The sequence below is a fragment of the Pseudomonas coleopterorum genome (assembly GCF_900105555.1).
Classification (GTDB): domain Bacteria; phylum Pseudomonadota; class Gammaproteobacteria; order Pseudomonadales; family Pseudomonadaceae; genus Aquipseudomonas; species Aquipseudomonas coleopterorum.
In genome coordinates, this window is record NZ_FNTZ01000001.1 from 477,866 (window position 1) to 498,410 (window position 20,545).

Sequence of the window (20,545 nt, forward strand, 5' to 3'; positions counted from 1 at the left end):
CGACGAGTCCTCTACCCGCGAATAGGCCTGCGCAGACACCGCATCAGCTCACAGTCATTGGGATTCGACGATCACACCATTGAGGGCGGTGCACGCGTGCGCGCACCGGGAAACACCGCGTGGGTCGCATGTCCCTGGCGAGGCTGGGCAACGAAGACGCTCTGCGGGCGCTGCGAAGTTGCACCCGCGATACCCAGCGTCTGTGGCAGCGCCGGGCAGTGGAAGAACAGGCTGCAATAACCGCATTTCTCCATCAGCACATGCAGCTCGCCCCCAGCCGTGGCGCTGCCATGGTGCTCGCCATGGGCCTCGTGCTGCATGGCAGGCATGGCGCCGTCCATGGGCATGGCGGACCGCGTGTGGTCCATCGGCATCGACTGGGAAATCAACGGCCCGATGAACATCATCAGCACTGCAAAGAGGCTGATCCAGCTGGCGCGGGCCTGGGCAGAAGGCCGGGAAGAAGAGCGCCTGGCGCTCAGGTCGCTCATCGGCTCAATGCGCATGCTCGTCGGCATCGTCCTGCACCGGCGCCTGGGTGAGCACCTGCACCTCGACCACGAAATTCCCCGCCTTGGCGAAGTGCAGGGTCAGCGGGAAATGCTGGCCCGCCTGCAAGGGGCTGCTCAGCTTGAGGTCCAGCAGCATCACGTGAAATGCCATGGGCGCGAACACTGCGTGGCCGCTGGCCGGAATGGTCACGCCCTGAACCTGCTGCATCTTCATCATGCCGTCCTGGTTGATGTGCTGATGCAGTTGCGCGTCACCGGCGATCGGCGTGTCGATGCTGGTCAGGGTGTCGTCGTCCAGCCCGCGGTTGCGCAATTCGAAATACACCGCGACGGTGGGCGCGTTGGGCGGCAGCTCCTGTGCCCAGGGTTCGACGATCAGCAGGTCACCGGCCTTGTATTGGCGGGCGTCGCCCTGCGCGGCGGCAGCGAGCAGCATGAGCACACAGGCAGACCAGAACCTTTTCATCGCAGACACCCCGGTACGAAAGCCGCCATTGTAGCAGCGGTGCAAGCCGCGTCGGCGGTCAACGCAGTAAATCTGGTGCGTTACTGGGCGTATTGATTCATGTGCGCCAGCAGCGTTGCTGCATTCGTGAAGGTGCGATCCACCTGCGGCAGGGGCGGGCGCTTGAGCACCAGCACCGGAAGCCCCAACTCCCGCGCCACCTGCAACTTGGGCTCGGTCGCACCGCTGCCGCTGTTCTTGCTGATCAGCACATCGATAAGGCGCTGGGCGAACAAGGCGCGTTCGTCTTCCAGGCGAAAGGGGCCGCGGGCGCCGATCACCTCGCAACGCGCCGTGCCGGGGTAGGGGTCCAGCGCTCGCAAGGTCCAATGCTGATGGGGTGGAATCTCCTGCAGGTGTTCCAGCGGCTCGCGACCCAGGGTGAACAGCGGTCGCTGGAACGGGGCCAGCGCCTGCACCAGTTCAGCCCAGTCGGTCACTTCTCTCCAGTCGTCACCCGCCTGAGGCTGCCAGGCCGGACGTCGCAGCGCCCAGCACTCGATACCCGCCAGGCCGGCCGCCTTGGCCGCATTGGCGCTGATCTGGGCGGCATAGGGGTGAGTCGCGTCAACCAGCAGCGTAATACCTTCGCTGCTGATGTACGTCGCCAGCCCTTCGGCCCCGCCATACCCGCCGACGCGCACCTGACAGCGCAGGTCGGTGGGCACGCGACCCACGCCGGCCAGGCTGTAGACGTGCTCCGTGCTCAAGGTCCGAGCGATCGCCAAGGCTTCGGTCACGCCACCCAGCAGCAGGATGCGCTTCATGGAGCGACCCCCGCCTGCCCGACGATCCCGCCCTGACGGTCGATGGCGAACACCTCCACCTGCACCCGATCCTGCACCACGCTGCGGGCGAACCGCCAGGCATGACGACAGACTTCATCGCCCAGCTTCACACCTTCGGCATGGGCCAGGGCCAAGGCTTGCTGGCTGGTATTGGCCGCGCGGATACGCGCCTGCAGATCCGCATCGGCGCCGATGTCGCTGGCCCAACCCGCCAGTTGCGGCAGGTCGATGCTCGAATGACGGCTGTGCAGGTCCATGTGTCCGGCCGCCAGCTTGCTGATCTTGCCGAAACCGCCGCACAGGCTGAGTTTGTCCAAGGGTACTTTGCGTACGTGTTTGAGCACTGCACCGACGAAGTCGCCCATCTCGATCAAGGCAATCTCGGGCAGCGCGTAGACCTGGCGCATGGTGTCCTCGCTGGCATTGCCGGTGCACGCGGCGATGTGCCGGTAGCCGTTGGTGGTCGCTACATCGATGCCCTGATGGATGGAGGCGATATAGGCCGCGCACGAAAAAGGCCGCACGATACCGCTGGTGCCCAGGATCGACAGCCCGCCGAGGATGCCCAGGCGTGGGTTCATGGTCTTGAGCGCCAGGCTGGCGCCGTTCTCGACGTTGACGGTGACCTGAAAGCCGCCGCCGTAGCCGTGCTCTTCGGCCAGGCGGGTCAAGTGTTCACCGATCATCCGCCGTGGAACCGGATTGATCGCCGGTTCACCCACGCCCAGCACCAGCCCTGGACGGGTGACGGTCCCCACGCCTTCGCCCGCCACGAAGTGAATGCCGGGCGCATCGAGCAGACGCACCTGGGTGTACAACAGGGCGCCGTGGGTCACATCCGGATCGTCGCCGCCGTCCTTGAGGGTCCCGGCTTCGGCACCGTCGGCATTCAGCCGACAGAACTCCAGGCGCATCGACACCTGCTTGCCCTTGGGCAGCACGATATGCACCGCATCGCTGGCGCCACCGCCCAGCAACAGCCGCGCCGCCGCCAGACTGGTCGCCGTGGCGCAGCTGCCGGTGGTCAGGCCGCTGCGCAACGGGGCCGGTTGCTCCGCCGTTTCTTCACGCATCGAGGGGCTTGACCGTGTCGAGCAGGGTGATCGGCAACGCCTGGCGCCAGGTGTCGAACTCGCCCAGCGGGGCCGCCTGGGCAATGTGCAGCCGGGTCAGGTCGCCACCGTAGCGCTCGCGCCACTGCGCCAGGGCCAGTTCACTCTGCAGGGTGACCGCGTTGGCCACCAGGCGACCGCCGGGTTTGAGCGCTGCCCAGCAATCGGCCAGCACGTTCTCGCGGGTCACGCCGCCGCCGACGAAGATCGCGTCGGGTGCGGGCAAACCGGCCAGCGCGCCCGGCGCCCGCCCGCGCACCAGTTGCAGGCCGGGCACACCCAAGGCATCGCGGTTGTGTTCGATAAAGGCCTGTCGACCTTCGTCGGACTCGACCGCGATGGCGCGGCAGCTGGGATGTGCGCGCATCCATTCGATGCCGATCGAGCCACAGCCGGCGCCCACGTCCCACAGCAGCTCGCCCGGTCGGGGCGCCAGGCGCGCCAGGGTCACCGCGCGAATGTCGCGCTTGGTCAGTTGGCCGTCGTGGCGAAAGGCAGTGTCGGGCAGGCCGGCCAGCGGGGACAGACGCGGGGCGTCCGGGCTGGCCTGGCATTCGATGGCGATGAGGTTCAGCGCGGCGATCTCGGGAAAATCATCGGCGGCGCTACCGTCGATGCGCCGTTCCTTGGCCCCCCCCAGGTGTTCCAGCACGGTTACGCGGCTGAGGCCGAAGCCGCGCTCGCGCAGCAACTGGGCCACGGCCTGCGGGCTCGTGCCATCGTTGCTCAGGACCAGCAGGCGCTGGCCGCTGTACAGGTGCGCAGCCACCGCCGCTACCGGGCGCGCCACTACCGAGAGGGTGACCACGTCCTGCAGCGCCCAGCCCAGGCGCGCGGCGGCCAGCGAATAGGAAGACGGCGAGGGCAGCACGTGCATCTGCTCGGCTGGAATCTGTCGCGCCAGACTGGCGCCCACGCCGTAGAGCATCGGGTCACCACTGGCCAGTACGCAGACCGCCTCGCCGGGTTCGGCCAGCACGGCGTCGAGGCTGAACGGGCTGGGCCAGGCGACCCGGCTACCGACGATGCAGCGCGGCAGCAATTCGAGCTGGCGCGGGCTGCCGACGATGCGCCGGGCGCTCAGCAGCGCGCGCCGTGCCTGTTTGCCCAGGCCCGCAAAACCGTCTTCACCGATACCTACCAGGGTCAGCCAGGCCGACATGAATATCCCTCATACAAAACTATTCCGACGGGCAGACTTTTCATGCCTTCGGCCAAAGCAGGCATAATACCGCGCCTTACCCTTTCCAGTGGTTTTTCGCGCGTGTCCGGTGCCCCTTTGAACAAGACCTCGAACGTTGTCCGCCCCTCGGCGTGTCCGGGGTTGCTGCGTATCGTTCAGGCATTGGACGGAGGCATCTGTCGCATCAAGCTGGCCGGTGGCGAGTTGCGCGCCGACCAGGCCGATGCCGTAGCCGAAGCGGCCGAGCGCCATGCCGAAGGCACGATCGAGGCGACCAACCGCGCCAACCTGCAGATCCGTGGCATCGGCGAGCAGCGCCAGGCCCTGATCGAGCATCTGCTGCAGGCCGGTCTGGGCCCGCGAGAGGCAGCCGGCGACGATGTACGCAATGTCATGCTCAGCCCCACGGCTGGCATCGACCCTCAACAGGTGGCGGATACACGCCCGTTGGCCGCGAAGATCATCCACAGCCTGGAAACCGAGCCGCGCTTTCATGCGTTGTCGGCCAAGTTCGCTGTGCAACTGCAGGGCGGCGAGCGTCTGGCGATGCTCGATCACCACCATGACCTGTGGCTGTCGGCCTTCGAGCGAGACGGGCAGTGCATGTGGGCGTTCGGCCTGGCCGGCTGCCCCGGAAGCGACGCTGCCGTGGGCGCAGTGCCCTTCGACCAGGGCCATGCCCTGGTGGTGGCGGTGCTGGAGCAATTCCTCGAACGGGCGCGACCGGAGCACACGCGCATGCGCGATCTGCTCGCCGATGAGGACGCCTTTTTCGCAGGCAAAGGGCTCAGCCACCCGCCCCGCCATCAACACAGCAGCAGCAGCAGCAGCAGCGCCGCGGTCCTTGTGGGAGCGGGCTCTGCCCGCGAAGAGGCCGCCACTGACACGCTTCAGGCATTCCTCAGCACCCTGGGTCTGCCTGTTTGCCCTGCACCACTGGAAAAGCCGCTGTCCACCTTCAAACTGGGCATCCAGCCACAGCGCCAATCGGGCCTGAGCTTCATCAGCACCCTGGCCCCCCTGGGACGTCTGACCCCAGCCATGCTGCACGGCGCCGCCCAGCTCGCTCGCGACCACGGCAACGGCACCCTGCGCATGACCCCCTGGCAAGGCCTGCTGTTGCCTGATCTACACGAGCCTGAGCCAGTGCTCCGAGCCTTGACCGAGTTGGGTTTCATCACCGGTTCGCAGCAGCCCCTCGCCGCCATGATCGCCTGCACGGGCGCCAGCGGCTGTGCCAAGGGCCTGGCCGATACCAAGGCTGACGCCGTGCGGCTGGCCGCCCTGTTGTCCGATCAAGCGCCGCTGAGCGTCCATCTGAGTGGCTGTTCTCGCTCATGCGCCGCCGCCCATGTCGCTCCGGCGACCCTGCTGGCCAGTACCGCCGGCCACTACGACCTGTATCTACGCGCAGCCGGGGTACCCGGATTCGGGACTCTGCTCGCGCGCCATCTTTCACTGGATGCGGCCGCTGCCCTGCTGCGCGACCGCTCACGGAGCGACACCCATGATTGACTACATCCGCGATGGTCAGGAGATCTATCGCAACTCCTTCGCCATCATTCGTGCCGAAGCGAAGCTGGACCAGATCCCCGCCGACCTGGAAAAACTCGCCGTGCGGGTCATTCACGCCTGCGGCATGGTCGATGTCGTCCAGGACCTGCGTTTCTCTCCCGGTGCCGGCAAGGCCGGACGCGATGCCCTGGCCGCCGGTGCACCCATCCTGTGCGACGCGCGCATGGTCGCCGAAGGCATCACGCGCGCGCGCCTGCCCGCCAACAACCCAGTGATCTGCACCCTCAAGGACGACAGCGTGCCCGCCCTGGCCCAGGCCCTGGGCAATACCCGTTCGGCGGCAGCGCTGGAGCTGTGGCGGCCCCATCTGGCCGGCTCGGTGGTGGTCATCGGCAACGCGCCGACCGCGCTGTTCCACCTGCTTGACATGATCGATGCCGGCGCGCCCAAGCCCGCTCTGATCCTGGGCTTTCCGGTCGGCTTCGTCGGCGCTGCCGAGTCCAAGGCCATGCTCGCGGCCGACAGCCGTGGCGTGCCGTTCGTCATCGTCGAAGGTCGCAAGGGCGGTAGCGCCATGGCGGCTGCAGCGGTCAATGCACTGGCCACGGAGGTCGAGTGATGCAACCGCGTGGCCGTCTGCTGGGACTGGGCGTAGGCCCGGGCGATCCCGAACTGATCACCGTGAAAGCGCTGCGCCTGTTGCGCGAGGCGCCCGTGGTGGCCTATTTCGTCGCCAAGGGCAAGAAGGGCAATGCCTTCGGTATCATCGAGGATCATTTGCAGGCGCAGCAGACCTTGCTGCCGCTGGTCTACCCGGTCACCACCGAGGCACTGCCCGCGCCCCTGTCCTATGAACAGGTGATCAGCGATTTCTACGACGCCGCCAGCCTGGACGTCGCCGCGCACCTGGATGCCGGCCGCGATGTGGCGGTGATCTGCGAAGGTGATCCGTTCTTCTATGGCTCCTACATGTACCTGCACGACCGGCTCGCCGAGCGCTATGAGGCCCAGGTGATTCCCGGCGTCTGCTCGATGCTCGGTGGGGCCTCGGTCCTGGGTGCGCCGCTGGTGTACCGTAATCAGAGCCTCTCGGTGCTGTCGGGCGTGCTCCCGGCGGATGACCTCAAGCGTCGTCTGGCCGACGCCGATGCTGCGGTGATCATGAAGCTGGGCCGCAACTTCCACAAAGTCCGCGAAGTGCTGGCCGAACTGGGTCTGGCCGAGCGTGCGCTGTACGTCGAACGCGCCACCATGGCCAACCAGAAGATCGTCCCCCTGGCCGAAGTCGATCCGACCTCGTCGCCGTATTTTTCCTTGATCATCGTTCCGGGTGAGAGGTGGCAAGGCTGATGAACGCTCCAGCAATCGTGATTCTCGGCAGTGGCGCACTGGCCACCGCGCGGCGCCTGCAGCAATGCTATCCACAGGCGCTGATCCACGGCCTGGTCGAGCGCGTGACCGATGTCGACTGCAGCTACCAGGATTTCGGTGCCACCTTGCGTCAGCTGTATCAGCAAGACACGCCGATCATCGCCCTGTGCGCGGCAGGTATCGTCATCCGCAGCCTGGCGCCGGTCCTGCTGGAGAAGGGCGCCGAGCCTCCGGTGCTGGCCGTGGCCGAGGACGGCAGCGCCGTCGTGCCGTTGTTGGGAGGCCTGGCCGGGGGCAACGTGCTGGCTCGTGAAATCGCTGCAGGGCTGGGCATCGCCGCCGCGATCACCACCAGCGGCGAATTGCGCTTCGGCACCTGCCTGCTCAATCCGCCCAGTGGCTACGCCCTGGCCGATCTGGAACTGGGCAAGCGCTTCGTTTCCGATCTGCTGGCCGGCGAAGCCGTGCGTGTCGAAGGCGCAGCGCCATGGCTGGCCGAGGCGCGCCTGCCCGAGGATGCCCAGGCGCGGCTGACCATCCATGTCGGCAGCGAGGCGCGGCAGCCCTCGGCCAACGAACTGCTCATCCACCCACGCAACGTGCTGGTCGCGGTGAGTGCGGCGCAGCCCGAACTGGCCGAGTCCGTGCGTGACGCGCTGCAGCACGGCGGCATTGCCCTGCCATCCCTGGCGTGCCTGTTGGCGAACGAGTGCGACATGGCTGATCCGGTATTGCATGAAGCCGCGGCAGCGTTGGCCGTGCCGCTGCGCTTTGCCGCGGTGCAAGGCTCGCTGGCACAACTGGCCCTCCAAGCAATGCCGAAGTCGTCCCCCATCGCGATCGGCGAGCACCTGGCGATCGCCGTGGCCGATCAGCCGTTGGACATTGCCAGCATCGGTCTGCCGCGCGGACGTCTGGCGGTGATCGGCCTGGGTCCCGGCGCTGCCGATCTCATGGTCCCGGCGGTCAAAGCGGAGCTGGCACGTGCCAATGACGTGCTGGGGTACGAGACCTATGTCCGCATGGCCGGCCCGTTCCGCGCCGATCAGGTGCTGCACTGCACCGACAACCGCGAAGAAATGCAACGTGCACGCCATGCGTTCGAGTTGGCGGCTCAGGGCCGCTCGGTGGTGGTGGTCTCGTCCGGTGACCCTGGCGTGTTCGCCATGGCGGCCGCCGTGCTGGAGGCGCTGCATGAATCCACCGACCCGCGCTGGCACGCGGTGGAGTTGGAGATGCTGCCGGGCGTTTCGGCCTCCCTGGCCACCGCAGCACAGGCCGGCGCACCGCTGGGCCACGATTTCTGCGTGCTGTCGCTCTCCGACAACCTCAAACCGTGGGCCATCATCGAGAAGCGTCTGGACCTGGCCTGCGAGGCCGACCTGGCCCTGGCGTTCTACAACCCGATTTCCCGCTCGCGCCCATGGCAATTGGGCAAGGCCCTGGACATCGTTCGCCAGCATCGCGCCCCTACTACCCCCATCGTTCTGGGGCGAGACATCGGCCGGCCCGGCCAGACCCTGCGCGTCATCACCCTGGGCGAGTTGACCCCCGAGCAGGTGGACATGCGCACCATGGTCCTGGTGGGTTCCTCCACCACCTGCACCTTCGCCAAGGCCGCAGGCGGCACCTGGGTCTATACCCCACGTTGGTACGGCAGCAAACCCTGATCTGCAAACGAACATCAACCGCTGCCACACTGCGCATTCCCTGACACACCGCGCACACTGCCGCCGAACGACTCCCCCTGTAGCAGCGGCGCAAGCCGCGTCCGGCCGCACCGCGCACTGCCTGACACACCGCGTATACAGCTGACGCGGCTCGCGCCGCTGCTACAGGTGCAGGTGCAGGTGCAGGTGCAGGGTCAGAGGGTTTTCAACGGGGCCACGATGGCCTCGCGCTGGGCCGCCCAATGCTCGACCAGTTCGCGCAGCTGCGACATTTCGATCGGCTTGGCCATATGCCCGTCCATGCCGGCCTGGCGCGCCTGATCCTTGTGCTCGCTGAGGATGTGCGCGGTCAGCGCCACCACCGGCGTACGCACGCGCTGGTTGCCCATTTCCCACGCACGCAGCTGACGGGTGGCAGAAAAGCCATCGAGGATCGGCATTTCACAGTCCATCAGCACCAGGTCGTAGCGCTGGGCCTTCATCGCTCGCAAGGCTTCCTCGCCATTGCTGGCGGTGTCCGGATGCAGGTTGAGCTTGCCGAGCATGCCGCGGATCACCTTGGTGGAAATGTTGTTGTCCTCGGCGACCAGGATGCGAAAGTCGCTGGGCAGGTCGATCGGCGGCAGGTGGGCAGCGGCAGGTGGCGGTGCCTCGATGTCGCCGCGATGGCTGAGCTCGTCGGCCAGGGTGGTCTTGAGCGTATAGCCGGCCACGGGCTTGGCCAGGATGCGTTTGATCCCGGCATTGCGCGCGACGATCTTGCTCGGCGCGTTGCTGATGCCGGTGAGCATGATCAACAGAATATCGTGGTTCAGGCTTGGATCTTCCTTGATCTTCGCTGCCAGCTGCATGCCGGTCATGCCGGGCATATTCTGGTCCAGCAGGACCACATCGAAATAGTCACGCAAATGCGCCTTGGTGCGCAGCAGAGCCAAGGCTTCCTTGCCTGACGGCACCGAGCTGACGTTCAGACCCCAGGCGCTGCACTGCTGCACGAGCACCTTGCGGCAGGTTTCGTTGTCGTCGACCACCAGCACCCGTGCGTTCCTGAGCGGCAGATCGAGGTCCGAGCACGGCTGTTCGAGTCGTTGCGGATCCAGCGGCAGGGTCAGCCACAGCGTACTGCCATGCTCGCTGCCGCTCTTGATGCCGAAATCGCCCTTCATCAACAGCACCAGTTGACGGGCGATCACCAGCCCCAGATGCCCGCTCAGGCGATTGCCGTCGAGCAGGTTGGTGCTGCGCAGCTCGGTGTGCAGCAGCGCTTCGCGTTCGGCGCTCGGCATCGGTTCGCCGCTGTCCTGCACGGCGATGCGCAGGCGCGGTGTGGCACTGCGCTGGTCGAGCGCCACTACCAGCAGGATCTCACCCTGGTCGGTCTTCTTCAGGGCGTTGTCCAGCAGGCTCAGCAGCGCTTGGCGCAGGCGTGTAGGGTCACCGCTGATGACCCGCGGCACCTGCGGCTGGGTGAAGCTGATCAGTTCGATGTTCTGCTGCTCAGCCTTGGCGCGGAAGATGTTCAGGCAGTCTTCGATCAACGCGTGCAGGTCGAACTGCACATCGTCGAGCTCGATCTGTCCGGATTCGATCTTGGAAATATCCAGGATCTCGTTGATCAGACCGAGCAGCTCGTTGCCGGCACTGTGGATAGTCTGTACATAGTCGCGTTGCTTGACCGACAGCGGCGTGCCCAGCAACAGCTCGGTCATGCCCAGTACGCCGTTCATGGGTGTACGAATCTCGTGGCTGAGCTTGGCCAGAAATTCTGCCTTGGCGTTGATCTCGGCTGTGCTCGCCGCCAGTTGCCGGCTGGCGCTGTAGCGATCCTCACTGATGCTGCGCAGACGCTGGGTCAGGGCGGCATTGAGGATCACTCCGCCGACCATGGCGAATCCGAGCAAGGTAAAGATCAGCCATTGCGAAGGTGTGCGGGTCAGGCCGAGAAGCGCTGGCAGGACCACCAGGCAGCCCAGGTTGCACACCAGCAGACCCAGGCAGAACGTCCGTGCCGGGCGGTAGCCCTGCAGCCAGTGCCAGGCGCCGATCATCAGCATGGTCAGGCTGGTCAGAGCCAGCAGGCCGTAGGCGAAGAAGTTGAATGGCAGGCCGTCGACGAACAGCAGCAGCAACCCGCACAGGGCAATCAGCGCCACTTCGGCCTTGATGATGGTATTGGAGCGCTGGTGTTGGCGCACGGCAAAGAAACGCAGGCAGAACAGCAGCCCGGTCACCGATGCCAGCAGCAGCGCACTGTAGGCAGCCGGCGTGCGCGCCCCCGGCCAGAGCGAAACCCAGGGTCCGGTGAAGTTGAACAGGATCAGCGCCGATGCCAGCAGGCATGCCTGGGAGCAGGCCAGCCACAGGCTGCTGCTGGAGCGCCGATGGGCGAAGCACATCAGGTTGTGCAGGATGAGCATGGCGACACAGCCCAACAGCAGACCGAACAGCAATGGCTCACGTTGGTCGGCGGCAGCCGCGGAAGACGATTGCAGCACGATGCTGGGACGAATCTGGTGTTCCGAAGCGATGCGCAGATAGACGTCCAGAGGCTTCTGGCTCACCGGTAGCGTCAGCAGATGATCACTGCTGGCCAGCGGGGCTTCAGTATTGACATCGGTGTCCGAGGAGGCGCGTCTGATGAGCGCGTCGGCATCGAGCACGTAGAAATCCAGCGCCTTGAGATCGGGGCAGAAAATCCGCAGCAACAATTCCTGGTCGCTCGGCGGCAGGCGGTAGTGCAGCCACAGCGCGCCGTTAGGTCCGGCGGCGTTGACCTGGCGCAGTTGCACGGGGGAGAACTGGTTCTGGAAGCGTTCGGAGCGCACGTCGCCCAACTGCAGCCGGCCATCCTCGTCCATCAGCATCGACCAGCCGCCCGCCGACTCTGCGTGAGCACCGAGCATACAGAGCAGGACCAGCAGGCCCGCGGTGAATCCTATGGCAGTCCTGAGCCAGCGCAAGGCGAAATCCCTTCGTAGATGAATGCCTGATTATAGCCGTGTGCGCCGTGAAACGTGTGTCGAGGGCGTCACGCCCTCGACGTTCACCGTTTACTCGCCGTTTTCGCGAGCAATGGCCCGGTAGCCGATGTCACGACGATAGAAGCAGCCCGACCAATCGATCTTGGCTGCCAACGCATAAGCCTGGCGTTGCGCGGCGCCGACGCTGTCACCCAGTGCCGTGGCGCACAATACGCGGCCGCCTGCCGTGACGACTTGGCCATCCTTGAGCGCGGTGCCCGCATGGAACACCTTGCCCGGCTCGTTCGCCGCTGCATCCAGGCCACCGATCACATCGCCTTTGCCGTAGTCGCCTGGGTAGCCACCGGCCGCCAGCACGATGCCGACGCTTGGCCGCGGGTCCCATTGCGCTTCGATCTTGTCCAGCGCCTGGGCGAAGGCCGCTTCGATCAGCAGAATAAGGCTCGACTGCAGGCGCAGCATGACCGGCTGAGTTTCCGGGTCACCGAAGCGGCAGTTGAACTCGATGACTTTGGGGTTGCCGGCCTTGTCGATCATCAGACCGGCATACAGGAAGCCTGTGTAGACATTGCCTTCTTCGGCCATGCCACGCACGGTGGGCCAGATCACCTGGTCCATGACCCGCTGGTGAACCTCGGCAGTCACCACCGGGGCAGGGGAGTAGGCACCCATGCCACCGGTGTTCGGGCCGCTGTCGCCGTCGCCGACCCGCTTGTGGTCCTGGCTGGTGGCCATGGGCAGCACGTTCTTGCCGTCGACCATGACGATGAAACTGGCTTCCTCGCCATCGAGAAACTCTTCGATGACCACGCGCGAGCCGGCATCACCGAAGGCATTGCCGGCGAGCATGTCGCGCACGGCGTCTTCGGCTTCCTGCAGGGTCATGGCGACGATCACGCCCTTGCCTGCGGCCAGGCCATCGGCCTTGATCACGATCGGCGCGCCTTTTTCGCGCAGATAGGCCAGGGCCGGCTCGATCTCGGTGAAGTTCTGGTAATCGGCGTTGGGAATCTTGTGCCGCGCCAGGAAATCCTTGGTGAACGCCTTCGAGCCTTCGAGCTGGGCGGCACCTGCGGTCGGACCGAAACAATCCAGGTTGCGCGAGCGGAACAGATCGACGACGCCGGCTACTAGCGGCACTTCCGGTCCGACGATGGTCAGGGACACGTTCTTTTCGGCGAAGTCGGCCAGTTGCTCCAGTGCCAGCACATCGATAGCGACGTTCTCGCACTTGGCTTCGGTGGCGGTACCGGCGTTGCCCGGCGCTACGAAGACTTTCTCGACCCGTGGGTCCTGGGCGACTTTCCAGGCCAGCGCATGTTCGCGCCCGCCGCTGCCAATGATCAATACGTTCATGGTTCAAAACCTCGGTAAAGCGGAATTCTAGGGGTGTTCACGGTATGTCGCGTAACGGCCTGACGCGGCTCGCGCCGCTGCTACAGGGGTGGCGTACCCGTGGAACATCGCTGCAGGAGGTCGCAGTGGAGTGGGTAGATGCAAGGCGGAACCGGTGGCGCTGAGCGCAGTTGCCTATTGGCAATGAGCATCAGCGACACCGGTTCCAACGCGGCAGATACCCGCTTCAATGCGGCCGTCGCCAAATCAGTGGCGGAAGTGGCGCATGCCGGTGAAAACCATCGCGATCCCGGCTTCATCGGCCGCCGCAATCACCTCGGCATCACGCATCGAACCGCCCGGCTGGATCACCGCGGTGATCCCCACCTTGGCCGCGTTGTCCAGGCCATCGCGGAACGGGAAGAACGCGTCCGAGGCCATCACGGAACCCTGTACCTGCAACCCGGCGTGTTCAGCCTTGATTGCCGCGATGCGCGCCGAGTTCACCCGGCTCATCTGGCCGGCACCGACACCGATGGTCTGGCGATTCTTGGCGTACACGATCGCGTTGGACTTGACGTACTTGGCCACTTTCCAGGCAAAGATCAGGTCATGGATTTCCTGCTCGCTCGGCGCCCGGCGGGTCACCACCTTCAGATCATCGGCGCCGATCATGCCGATATCGCGGCTTTGCACCAGCAGGCCGCCGTTCACTCGCTTGTAGTCCCAGGCGTCGGCCCGCTCGGCCGACCACTGTCCACAGGCCAGCAGGCGCACGTTGGCCTTGGCCGCGACGATGGCGCGGGCTTCATCACTGACACTCGGGGCAATGATCACTTCGACGAACTGACGCTCGACGATGGCCTTGGCCGTGGCCGCATCCAGTTCGCGGTTGAAGGCGATGATGCCGCCGAAGGCCGATTCGGTGTCGGTGGCGTAGGCCAGCTCATAGGCCTGGCGAATGCCGCCTTCGGCCTCCGGGCACACCGCCACGCCGCACGGGTTGGCATGCTTGACGATGACGCACGCCGGCTTGACGAAGCTCTTCACGCATTCCAGCGCGGCGTCGGTATCGGCCACGTTGTTGTAGGACAGTTCTTTGCCTTGCAGCTGGGTCGCGGTGGCGATGCCCACTTCGGCCGGCTGGGCCTCGACGTAGAACGCCGCTTTCTGGTGCGGGTTCTCGCCGTAGCGCATTTCCTGGGCCTTGACGAACTGGCTGTTGAAAGTGCGCGGGAATTCGCCGCGGCCTTCGGTGCTCAGGGTCTCGCCAGCCTGATCGATGGTGCCCATGTAGTTGGCGATCATGCCATCGTACGCGGCGGTATGCTCGAAAGCCTTGAGCATCAGGTCAAAGCGCTGCGCGTAGGTCAGGCCACCGGCTTTCAGGCTTTCCAGCACCTGTGCGTAGTCACTGGCGTTGACCACGATGGCCACGTCCTTGTGGTTCTTCGCGGCCGAACGGACCATGGTCGGTCCGCCGATGTCGATGTTCTCGATGGCGGTGGGCAGGTCGCAGCCGGGCTTGGAAATCGTGGCCTGGAAGGGATAGAGGTTGACCGCGACCAGATCGATCGGCTTGATGCCATGTTCGGCCATGATGGCGTCGTCGGTACCGCGACGGCCAAGGATGCCGCCGTGGATCTTCGGATGCAGGGTTTTCACGCGGCCGTCCATCATCTCGGCGAAGCCGGTGTAGTCGGCCACTTCCACAGCGGCCACGGCGTTGTCGCGCAGCAGCTTGAAGGTACCGCCGGTGGACAGGATCTCGACGCCAAGGGCTTCCAGTTCGCGGGCGAATTCAACGATCCCGGTCTTGTCGGAAACGCTGATCAAGGCGCGGCGGATCGGCAGGCGGGTGGTCTGGTCGGTCATCACGATTTCCATCTTCAAAGCGTAGAAGTCAACAAAAAAGGCGAACCGCTGGGTCGCCTTTTCTGGTTTGAATGCTTCGGTTACAGCAGGTCGTATTGCTTGAGTTTCTTGCGCAGGGTGCCGCGATTCAGGCCCAGCATTTCACTGGCCTTGGTCTGGTTGCCCTTGACGTGGTTCATGACGCTTTCGAGCAAGGGAGCTTCGACTTCGGACAGCACCAGGTTGTACACGTCCGTGACGGAGGCGCCTTCGAGGTGCGCAAAGTAGTTGTGCAACGCCTTCTCGACACTGCCGCGCAGGGTCTGGCCCTCTTCGCTCGGCGTGTTCAGATGCTGCTTCAGGTTTACGTTGTCGCTCACAGGCGTTGTTCCACTCACTAAAGTCTCGCTCATCATCGTCATGCGGCCACCTCTTTCGCGTCCCTTTCACCAAGGCTTCTATGGCGTTCGCCGAAGAACTCGCGAACGTTGGCGCATTGCTCTTGCGTCTCTTGCAGCCCATTGAAATGGCTGCGAAATTCCCGCCCGCCCGGCTGTGTACTCAGGTACCAGCCAACATGCTTGCGGGCGATGCGCACGCCCATCACCTCGCCATAGAAGGCGTGCAGGGCCTGCAAATGTTCCAGCAGAATGCTTTCCACTTCACTCAACTGCGGTGCCGGCAGCAGTTCACCGGTGCGCAGGTAATGCTCGATTTCCCGGAAGATCCACGGCCGACCCTGCGCCGCGCGCCCTATCAGCAGGCCGTCGGCACCGGTCGCCTGCAATACCTGCCGGGCTTTGTGCGGTGAATCGATGTCGCCATTGGCAAAAACCGGGATCGACACCGCCTGCTTGATCGCGGCGATGGTGTCGTATTCGGCTTCGCCGGTGTACAGGTCGGCGCGTGTGCGACCGTGCACCGCCAACGCGGCGATGCCCGATTGCTCGGCAATCTTTGCAACGCTGATGCCATTACGGTTGGAACGGTCCCAACCCGTACGAATCTTCAGGGTGACCGGCACATCCACGGCCCCCACCACCGCCTCCAGAATCTGCGCCACCAGCGCTTCATCCTTGAGCAAGGCAGACCCCGCTGCCTTGTTGCACACCTTTTTCGCCGGACAGCCCATGTTGATGTCGATGATCTGCGCGCCGGCCTCGACGTTGGCCCGTGCCGCCTCGGCCAGCATCTGCGCATCCCCGCCGGCGATCTGCACCGAGCGCGGCTCGGGATCACCTTCGTGGATCATGCGCAGCCGCGACTTGCGGCTGTTCCACAGGCTCATGTCGCTGGTGACCATCTCCGACACCACCAGGCCAGCGCCCAGGCGCTTGCACAACTGACGAAAGGGCTGATCGGTAACCCCGGCCATGGGGGCCAGGACCAGCGAATTGTTCAAGGTATATGGGCCGATGCGTACCGCCGACATAGGACTTCCCTGTTGTGGGGCCGGATCATGAGAGTTCGAAAAAGGGTTGGCATAATACCCGCTCTCGATGACGGGTTAAAGATCGATTTGGATAAAATCTGAACAGTTATCTGCCCCCGCGGACAGGTTTGGACTGGCGGAGTGCGCCCCTCCACCGAAGCCTCCGGCTATTCGGGCGAGCGGAAACTCAGGCTGTAATTGACCGCTGCAGGGCCTGGGTCGAGGATGTCCAGGGCAATGTGGATAGGCGTCTGCGGGGGCATCTCGGCCTTGCCGGCCAACTCGCCGTTAAGGTATTCGCTGGGCTTGAAGCGACGGCTGGCGATCAGTTGGCCGTTGAGGTCGGCGAAGCGCAGTTCAAGCAGGGGAAAGGGCTGTGCAAACGCGGCGCGATTGTAGATGATCGCATCCACCACCAGCGCTCCGGCAAAGTCAGGGTGGCTGCGCACCACCAGGTTGCTGCTTTTTATCAGGGCAATATCGACCTTGGCCGGTACGCTGCAGCCTATTACGGGGCACAGTTCCTGAAACAGCGGGCGATACTGATCCTGTCGAGCCAGCTCGCCGAAGTGGTAGACCACGTATTGCACGCCCAGGCCCAAGGCGGCCACGATCGCCAGGCCCAACCACATCAAGCGTTTGCCCCAGTGCGGGCGAGGCTTCTCCCAGGCCAGTTGCATCGGTTCGTCGAGCAGATCGGCCAGGTCGTCGTCATCACGCACGGCCGGTTCGCTGCGGTCGGCTTGCGCCTTGCGCGGCGAGTTGAAGGCGCTCACGGATGGCTCGTCCCGGTCGTGTTCGTCCAGCGCCGACAGCCGGCCGTTGCCGTCCAGGGACGGTTCATCGTCGATGTGCGTGTCGTCGAGGTCTGCACGGCTTGAAAGCGACGGTTCGGTCCGGCTCGCAGGCGCTACTGCTTCGTCGTCATCCAGTGTAGGTTGCCGCTCGATGATCGGCGGCAAGGCTGGCGAATCCACCTCGGCATCGTCCCGGCGCGCGCTCAGGCTGTCCACTCGGGGCGCGTCGCCCAGTTCCAGCTGGTCCAGGTCGATGTCACCGTTGCTCCACGGCCGCGGCGCCAGCTCAGGCGGCCTGGGCAGGTTGGCCGGGGTCAGGGTCGCGCTCTGTTCGAGCAACTGCCGGGCGGCGTTGAAGACCTGCAGGCAGGAGCCACAACGAACCACGCCACGTGCCACACTCAGCTGGCTGTGGTTGACGCGGAAGCTGCTCTGGCAATGCGGGCACTGGGTGACGAAACTTTCGCTCATGCGCAGGTCCTGGGAGGGCAGGGAAACATGCTGGTCGGGGCTCAGCGGCGACGGCCGCTGATGCGTACCCAGCCATCACGGTTGGCGATCGGGTCCAGCTCGAAGTCCTGAGCGTAGGCGGCGGCGACTTCCTCACCCTGCTCGGCGAGGATGCCGGACAACGCCAGCAGGCCGCCAGGCCGGACCAGCCCGCTGAGCTGGGGTGCGAGGCTGACCAGCGGCCCGGCAAGGATGTTGGCTACCAGCACGTCCGCCTGCTGCGCAGGCAAGTCGGCAGGCAGATACACCGGGAAGCGGTCGTCGGCAATGCCGTTGCGCTGGGCGTTGTCGCGCGAAGCCTCCAGGGCCTGCACGTCGATGTCGGTGCCGACCGCCTGCTGCGCACCCAGCAGCAGTGCAGCGATCGCCAGGATGCCCGAGCCGCAGCCGAAGTCCAGCACCTGAGTGTCCTGCAATTGCTGACCGTCCAGCCACTCCAGGCACAGGGCCGTGGTGGGGTGGGTGCCGGTGCCGAACGCCAGGCCCGGGTCCAGCAGCAAGTTGACGGCGCCAGGCTCCGGGGCTTCGTGCCAGCTGGGTACGATCCACAAGCGGCGGCCGAAGCGCATGGGCTGGAAATTGTCCATCCAGCTGCGTTCCCAGTCCTGGTCCTCGATCACCTCGGCGTGATGCTCGGGCAGCGTCGTGCCGGTCAGCAACTGCAAGTGGGCAAATACTGCGTCGGCGTCGGTGTCGGCTTCGAACAGCGCCAGCAAGTGGGTGTGCGACCACAGCGGTGTGGTGTTGAGTTCAGGTTCGAAGATCGGCTGGTCTTCGGCATCCATGAACGTGACGGACACGGCACCGACTTCCAGCAGCGCATCTTCATAGGTTTCGGCTTGTTCTGGGCTGATGGCCAGACGGACTTGCAGCCAAGGCATGGCAGGCACCTTCGATCTAAACGGGGGGCGCAGCAGGGTCGCTGCGACAAGCGCGCCAGTTTACGCGAGGAGGCGCGTCAGGACCAAAAAAACCCGGCTCGAAAGCCGGGTCCTTTTCACATGACAACGTCACATAGACTACCGAATCACTTCTGGCTGGCCAGTTTGTGTTCCAGGTAGTGGATGTTGATGCCGCCTTTGCAGAAACCTTCATCGCGCACCAGGTCACGGTGCAGTGGGATGTTGGTCTTGATGCCGTCCACGATGATCTCGTCCAGCGCATTGCGCATACGGGCCAGGGCCTCGTCGCGATCCTTGCCCCAGGTGATCAGCTTGCCGATCAGCGAGTCGTAGTTCGGCGGTACCGCATAGCCACTGTACAGGTGCGAGTCGACGCGAACGCCGTTGCCACCCGGCGCGTGGAAATGCTTGACGGTGCCGGGGCTGGGGATGAAGTTCTTCGGATCTTCGGCGTTGATGCGGCACTCCAGGGAGTGACCGCGAATGACCACGTCATCCTGGGTGAACGACAACTTGTTGCCTGCGGCGATGCTGAGCATCTCCTTGACGATGTCGATACCCGTGACCATCTCCGATACCGGGTGCTCCACCTGAACGCGTGTGTTCATCTCGATGAAGTAGAAACGACCGTTCTCGTACAGGAACTCGAAAGTGCCAGCACCGCGGTAGCCGATCTCGATGCACGCCTTGACGCAGCGAGCCAGAACTTCCTCGCGAGCGGCCTCGTCGATGCCCGGTGCCGGTGCTTCTTCCAGTACCTTCTGGTGACGGCGCTGCAGAGAGCAGTCGCGATCGCCCAGGTGAATTGCCTGGCCCTGACCGTCGGACAGCACCTGAACTTCCACGTGACGTGGATTGGTCAGGAATTTTTCCAGGTACACCATCGGGTTGCCGAACGCGGCACCGGCCTCGGTGCGGGTCAGCTTAGCCGAGGCGATCAGGTCTTCTTCCTTGTGCACCACGCGCATGCCGCGACCACCGCCGCCGCCAGCGGCCTTGATGATCACCGGGTAGCCGACTTCACGGCCAATGCGCAGGGCTTCTTCCTCGTCTTCCGGCAGCGGGCCATCGGAGCCGGGTACCGTCGGTACGCCAGCGGCGATCATCGCGTGCTTGGCCGAAACCTTGTCGCCCATCAGGCGGATGGTGTCGGCAGTCGGGCCGATGAAGGCAAAACCGGATTTCTCGACCTGCTCGGCAAAGTCCGCGTTCTCGGCGAGAAAGCCATAGCCTGGGTGAATGGCGGTGGCGCCAGTCACTTCGGCAGCGGCGATGATTGCCGGGATGTGCAGATAGGACAGGTTGGCAGGCGCCGGACCGATGCAGACCGACTCGTCAGCCAGGCCGAGGTGCATCAGCTCCTTGTCGGCCTTGGAGTAGACGGCAACGGTCTTGATGCCCAGCTCTTTGCAGGCACGCAGGATCCGCAAGGCGATTTCGCCGCGGTTGGCGATCAGAACTTTTTCCAACATCGCAGGCTCTCCGCTGGTCAAACGATGGTGAACAGCGGCTGGTCGTACTCAACCGGCTGACCGTCTTCTACCAGGATCGATTCGATCACACCGCTGGTTTCAGCTTCGATGTGGTTCATCATTTTCATTGCTTCGACGATGCACAGGGTATCGCCCTTCTTCACGGTCTGGCCCACTTCGACGAATGCCGGCGACGCTGGCGACGCCTTGCGGTAGAAGGTGCCGACCATTGGCGAGCGAGCCACGGTGCCGTTCAACTTGGCAGCAGCGGGTTCGGCGGCTGCGGCAGCAGGTGCGGCGGCCACGGGCGCGGCGGCAGGGGCTGCCACCGGCGCGGGCGCATAGTACTGCTGGGCCGGGGTCTTGCTGTGACGGCTGATCCGTACGGATTCTTCGCCTTCCTTGATTTCCAGCTCGTCGATGCCGGACTCTTCCAGCAGCTCGATCAGTTTCTTGACTTTACGAATATCCATTAATCATCAACTCCCAAGGGTCGGTCAGGGGCGTTCAGTAGGTGTTCTATGCCAAGCGCCTTTCACAGAAGGCTGCGAACACTCATGTGCCGTTGAAAAGGGCCGAGTGACGGCGAAAATTCTTGAACGTGCC

At 64.6% G+C, this 20,545-nt stretch carries 18 protein-coding genes; 4 read left to right on the top strand and 14 right to left on the bottom strand.

Features of this window, described 5'->3' with window-relative positions:
- Positions 1-71: 71 nt before the first annotated feature.
- From BLV18_RS02130 to cbiE, 5 genes are all read right to left on the bottom strand, one after another.
- Positions 72-506 carry a DUF2946 domain-containing protein gene (locus BLV18_RS02130; protein WP_244156797.1) on the bottom strand — a complete coding sequence of 145 codons (435 nt, stop codon included), beginning with the start codon at positions 504-506 and terminating at the stop codon, positions 72-74.
- Positions 496-978 (bottom strand): copper chaperone PCu(A)C, encoded by a 483-nt coding sequence (locus BLV18_RS02135; protein ID WP_090355959.1) that lies wholly within the window; start codon positions 976-978, stop codon positions 496-498. Before BLV18_RS02135 ends, BLV18_RS02130 begins: the two co-directional genes overlap by 11 nt.
- Positions 979-1,058: 80 nt before the next feature.
- Positions 1,059-1,784, bottom strand: a complete 726-nt coding sequence (locus BLV18_RS02140; protein ID WP_090355961.1) for a cobalt-precorrin-6A reductase — start codon at positions 1,782-1,784, stop codon at positions 1,059-1,061.
- Entirely contained in the window at positions 1,781-2,878 is a 1,098-nt protein-coding gene (locus tag BLV18_RS02145; RefSeq protein ID WP_090355964.1) for a cobalt-precorrin-5B (C(1))-methyltransferase, read from the bottom strand. Before BLV18_RS02145 ends, BLV18_RS02140 begins: the two co-directional genes overlap by 4 nt.
- Positions 2,871-4,079: a precorrin-6y C5,15-methyltransferase (decarboxylating) subunit CbiE gene (gene cbiE / locus BLV18_RS02150; protein WP_090355967.1), complete on the bottom strand. Its 1,209-nt coding sequence runs from the start codon at positions 4,077-4,079 to the stop codon at positions 2,871-2,873. The genes BLV18_RS02145 and cbiE overlap by 8 nt, the downstream gene beginning before the upstream one ends.
- Before the next feature lie 42 nt (positions 4,080-4,121).
- Here cbiE and cobG point away from each other — a divergent pair, with 42 nt between their 5' ends.
- Genes cobG through cobJ form a run of 4 tightly spaced genes read left to right on the top strand, consistent with a single transcriptional unit; the run spans position 4,122 to position 8,656 of the window.
- Complete coding sequence (cobG, locus tag BLV18_RS02155) at positions 4,122-5,615, top strand: precorrin-3B synthase (protein ID WP_090355969.1); 1,494 nt, start codon at positions 4,122-4,124, stop codon at positions 5,613-5,615.
- Entirely contained in the window at positions 5,608-6,234 is a 627-nt protein-coding gene (locus tag BLV18_RS02160; protein ID WP_049861983.1) for a precorrin-8X methylmutase, read from the top strand. Before cobG ends, BLV18_RS02160 begins: the two co-directional genes overlap by 8 nt.
- Positions 6,234-6,965: a precorrin-2 C(20)-methyltransferase gene (locus BLV18_RS02165; RefSeq protein WP_090355972.1), complete on the top strand. Its 732-nt coding sequence runs from the start codon at positions 6,234-6,236 to the stop codon at positions 6,963-6,965. The genes BLV18_RS02160 and BLV18_RS02165 overlap by 1 nt, the downstream gene beginning before the upstream one ends.
- Positions 6,965-8,656: a precorrin-3B C(17)-methyltransferase gene (gene cobJ, locus BLV18_RS02170; protein ID WP_090355975.1), complete on the top strand. Its 1,692-nt coding sequence runs from the start codon at positions 6,965-6,967 to the stop codon at positions 8,654-8,656. Before BLV18_RS02165 ends, cobJ begins: the two co-directional genes overlap by 1 nt.
- 194 nt (positions 8,657-8,850) lie before the next feature.
- On the opposite strand, the gene BLV18_RS02175 is transcribed toward cobJ, so the two are convergent.
- From BLV18_RS02175 to accB, 9 genes are all read right to left on the bottom strand, one after another.
- The gene (locus BLV18_RS02175) at positions 8,851-11,616 is read right to left on the bottom strand and encodes a hybrid sensor histidine kinase/response regulator (protein ID WP_090355977.1); all 2,766 of its coding nucleotides are present in this window, start codon (positions 11,614-11,616) and stop codon (positions 8,851-8,853) included.
- 90 nt (positions 11,617-11,706) lie between these two features.
- Positions 11,707-12,993 (bottom strand): phosphoribosylamine--glycine ligase, encoded by a 1,287-nt coding sequence (gene purD / locus BLV18_RS02180; protein ID WP_090355980.1) that lies wholly within the window; start codon positions 12,991-12,993, stop codon positions 11,707-11,709.
- A 246-nt stretch (positions 12,994-13,239) separates the two neighbouring features.
- Positions 13,240-14,847 (bottom strand): bifunctional phosphoribosylaminoimidazolecarboxamide formyltransferase/IMP cyclohydrolase, encoded by a 1,608-nt coding sequence (gene purH / locus BLV18_RS02185; RefSeq protein ID WP_090355982.1) that lies wholly within the window; start codon positions 14,845-14,847, stop codon positions 13,240-13,242.
- Positions 14,848-14,927: 80 nt separating this feature from the next.
- Entirely contained in the window at positions 14,928-15,248 is a 321-nt protein-coding gene (fis, locus tag BLV18_RS02190; protein ID WP_049861977.1) for a DNA-binding transcriptional regulator Fis, read from the bottom strand.
- Positions 15,245-16,258 carry a tRNA dihydrouridine synthase DusB gene (gene dusB, locus BLV18_RS02195; RefSeq protein ID WP_049861976.1) on the bottom strand — a complete coding sequence of 338 codons (1,014 nt, stop codon included), beginning with the start codon at positions 16,256-16,258 and terminating at the stop codon, positions 15,245-15,247. The genes fis and dusB overlap by 4 nt, the downstream gene beginning before the upstream one ends.
- 167 nt (positions 16,259-16,425) lie before the next feature.
- The gene (locus BLV18_RS02200) at positions 16,426-17,526 is read right to left on the bottom strand and encodes a DUF3426 domain-containing protein (protein WP_090355985.1); all 1,101 of its coding nucleotides are present in this window, start codon (positions 17,524-17,526) and stop codon (positions 16,426-16,428) included.
- Between the two features lie 41 nt (positions 17,527-17,567).
- The gene (gene prmA, locus BLV18_RS02205) at positions 17,568-18,446 is read right to left on the bottom strand and encodes a 50S ribosomal protein L11 methyltransferase (RefSeq protein ID WP_049861974.1); all 879 of its coding nucleotides are present in this window, start codon (positions 18,444-18,446) and stop codon (positions 17,568-17,570) included.
- A 146-nt stretch (positions 18,447-18,592) separates the two neighbouring features.
- Entirely contained in the window at positions 18,593-19,939 is a 1,347-nt protein-coding gene (accC, locus tag BLV18_RS02210) for an acetyl-CoA carboxylase biotin carboxylase subunit (protein WP_049861973.1), read from the bottom strand.
- A gap of 17 nt (positions 19,940-19,956) precedes the next feature.
- Complete coding sequence (gene accB, locus BLV18_RS02215) at positions 19,957-20,412, bottom strand: acetyl-CoA carboxylase biotin carboxyl carrier protein (RefSeq protein WP_090355987.1); 456 nt, start codon at positions 20,410-20,412, stop codon at positions 19,957-19,959.
- Between the last annotated feature and the right edge of the window lie 133 nt (positions 20,413-20,545).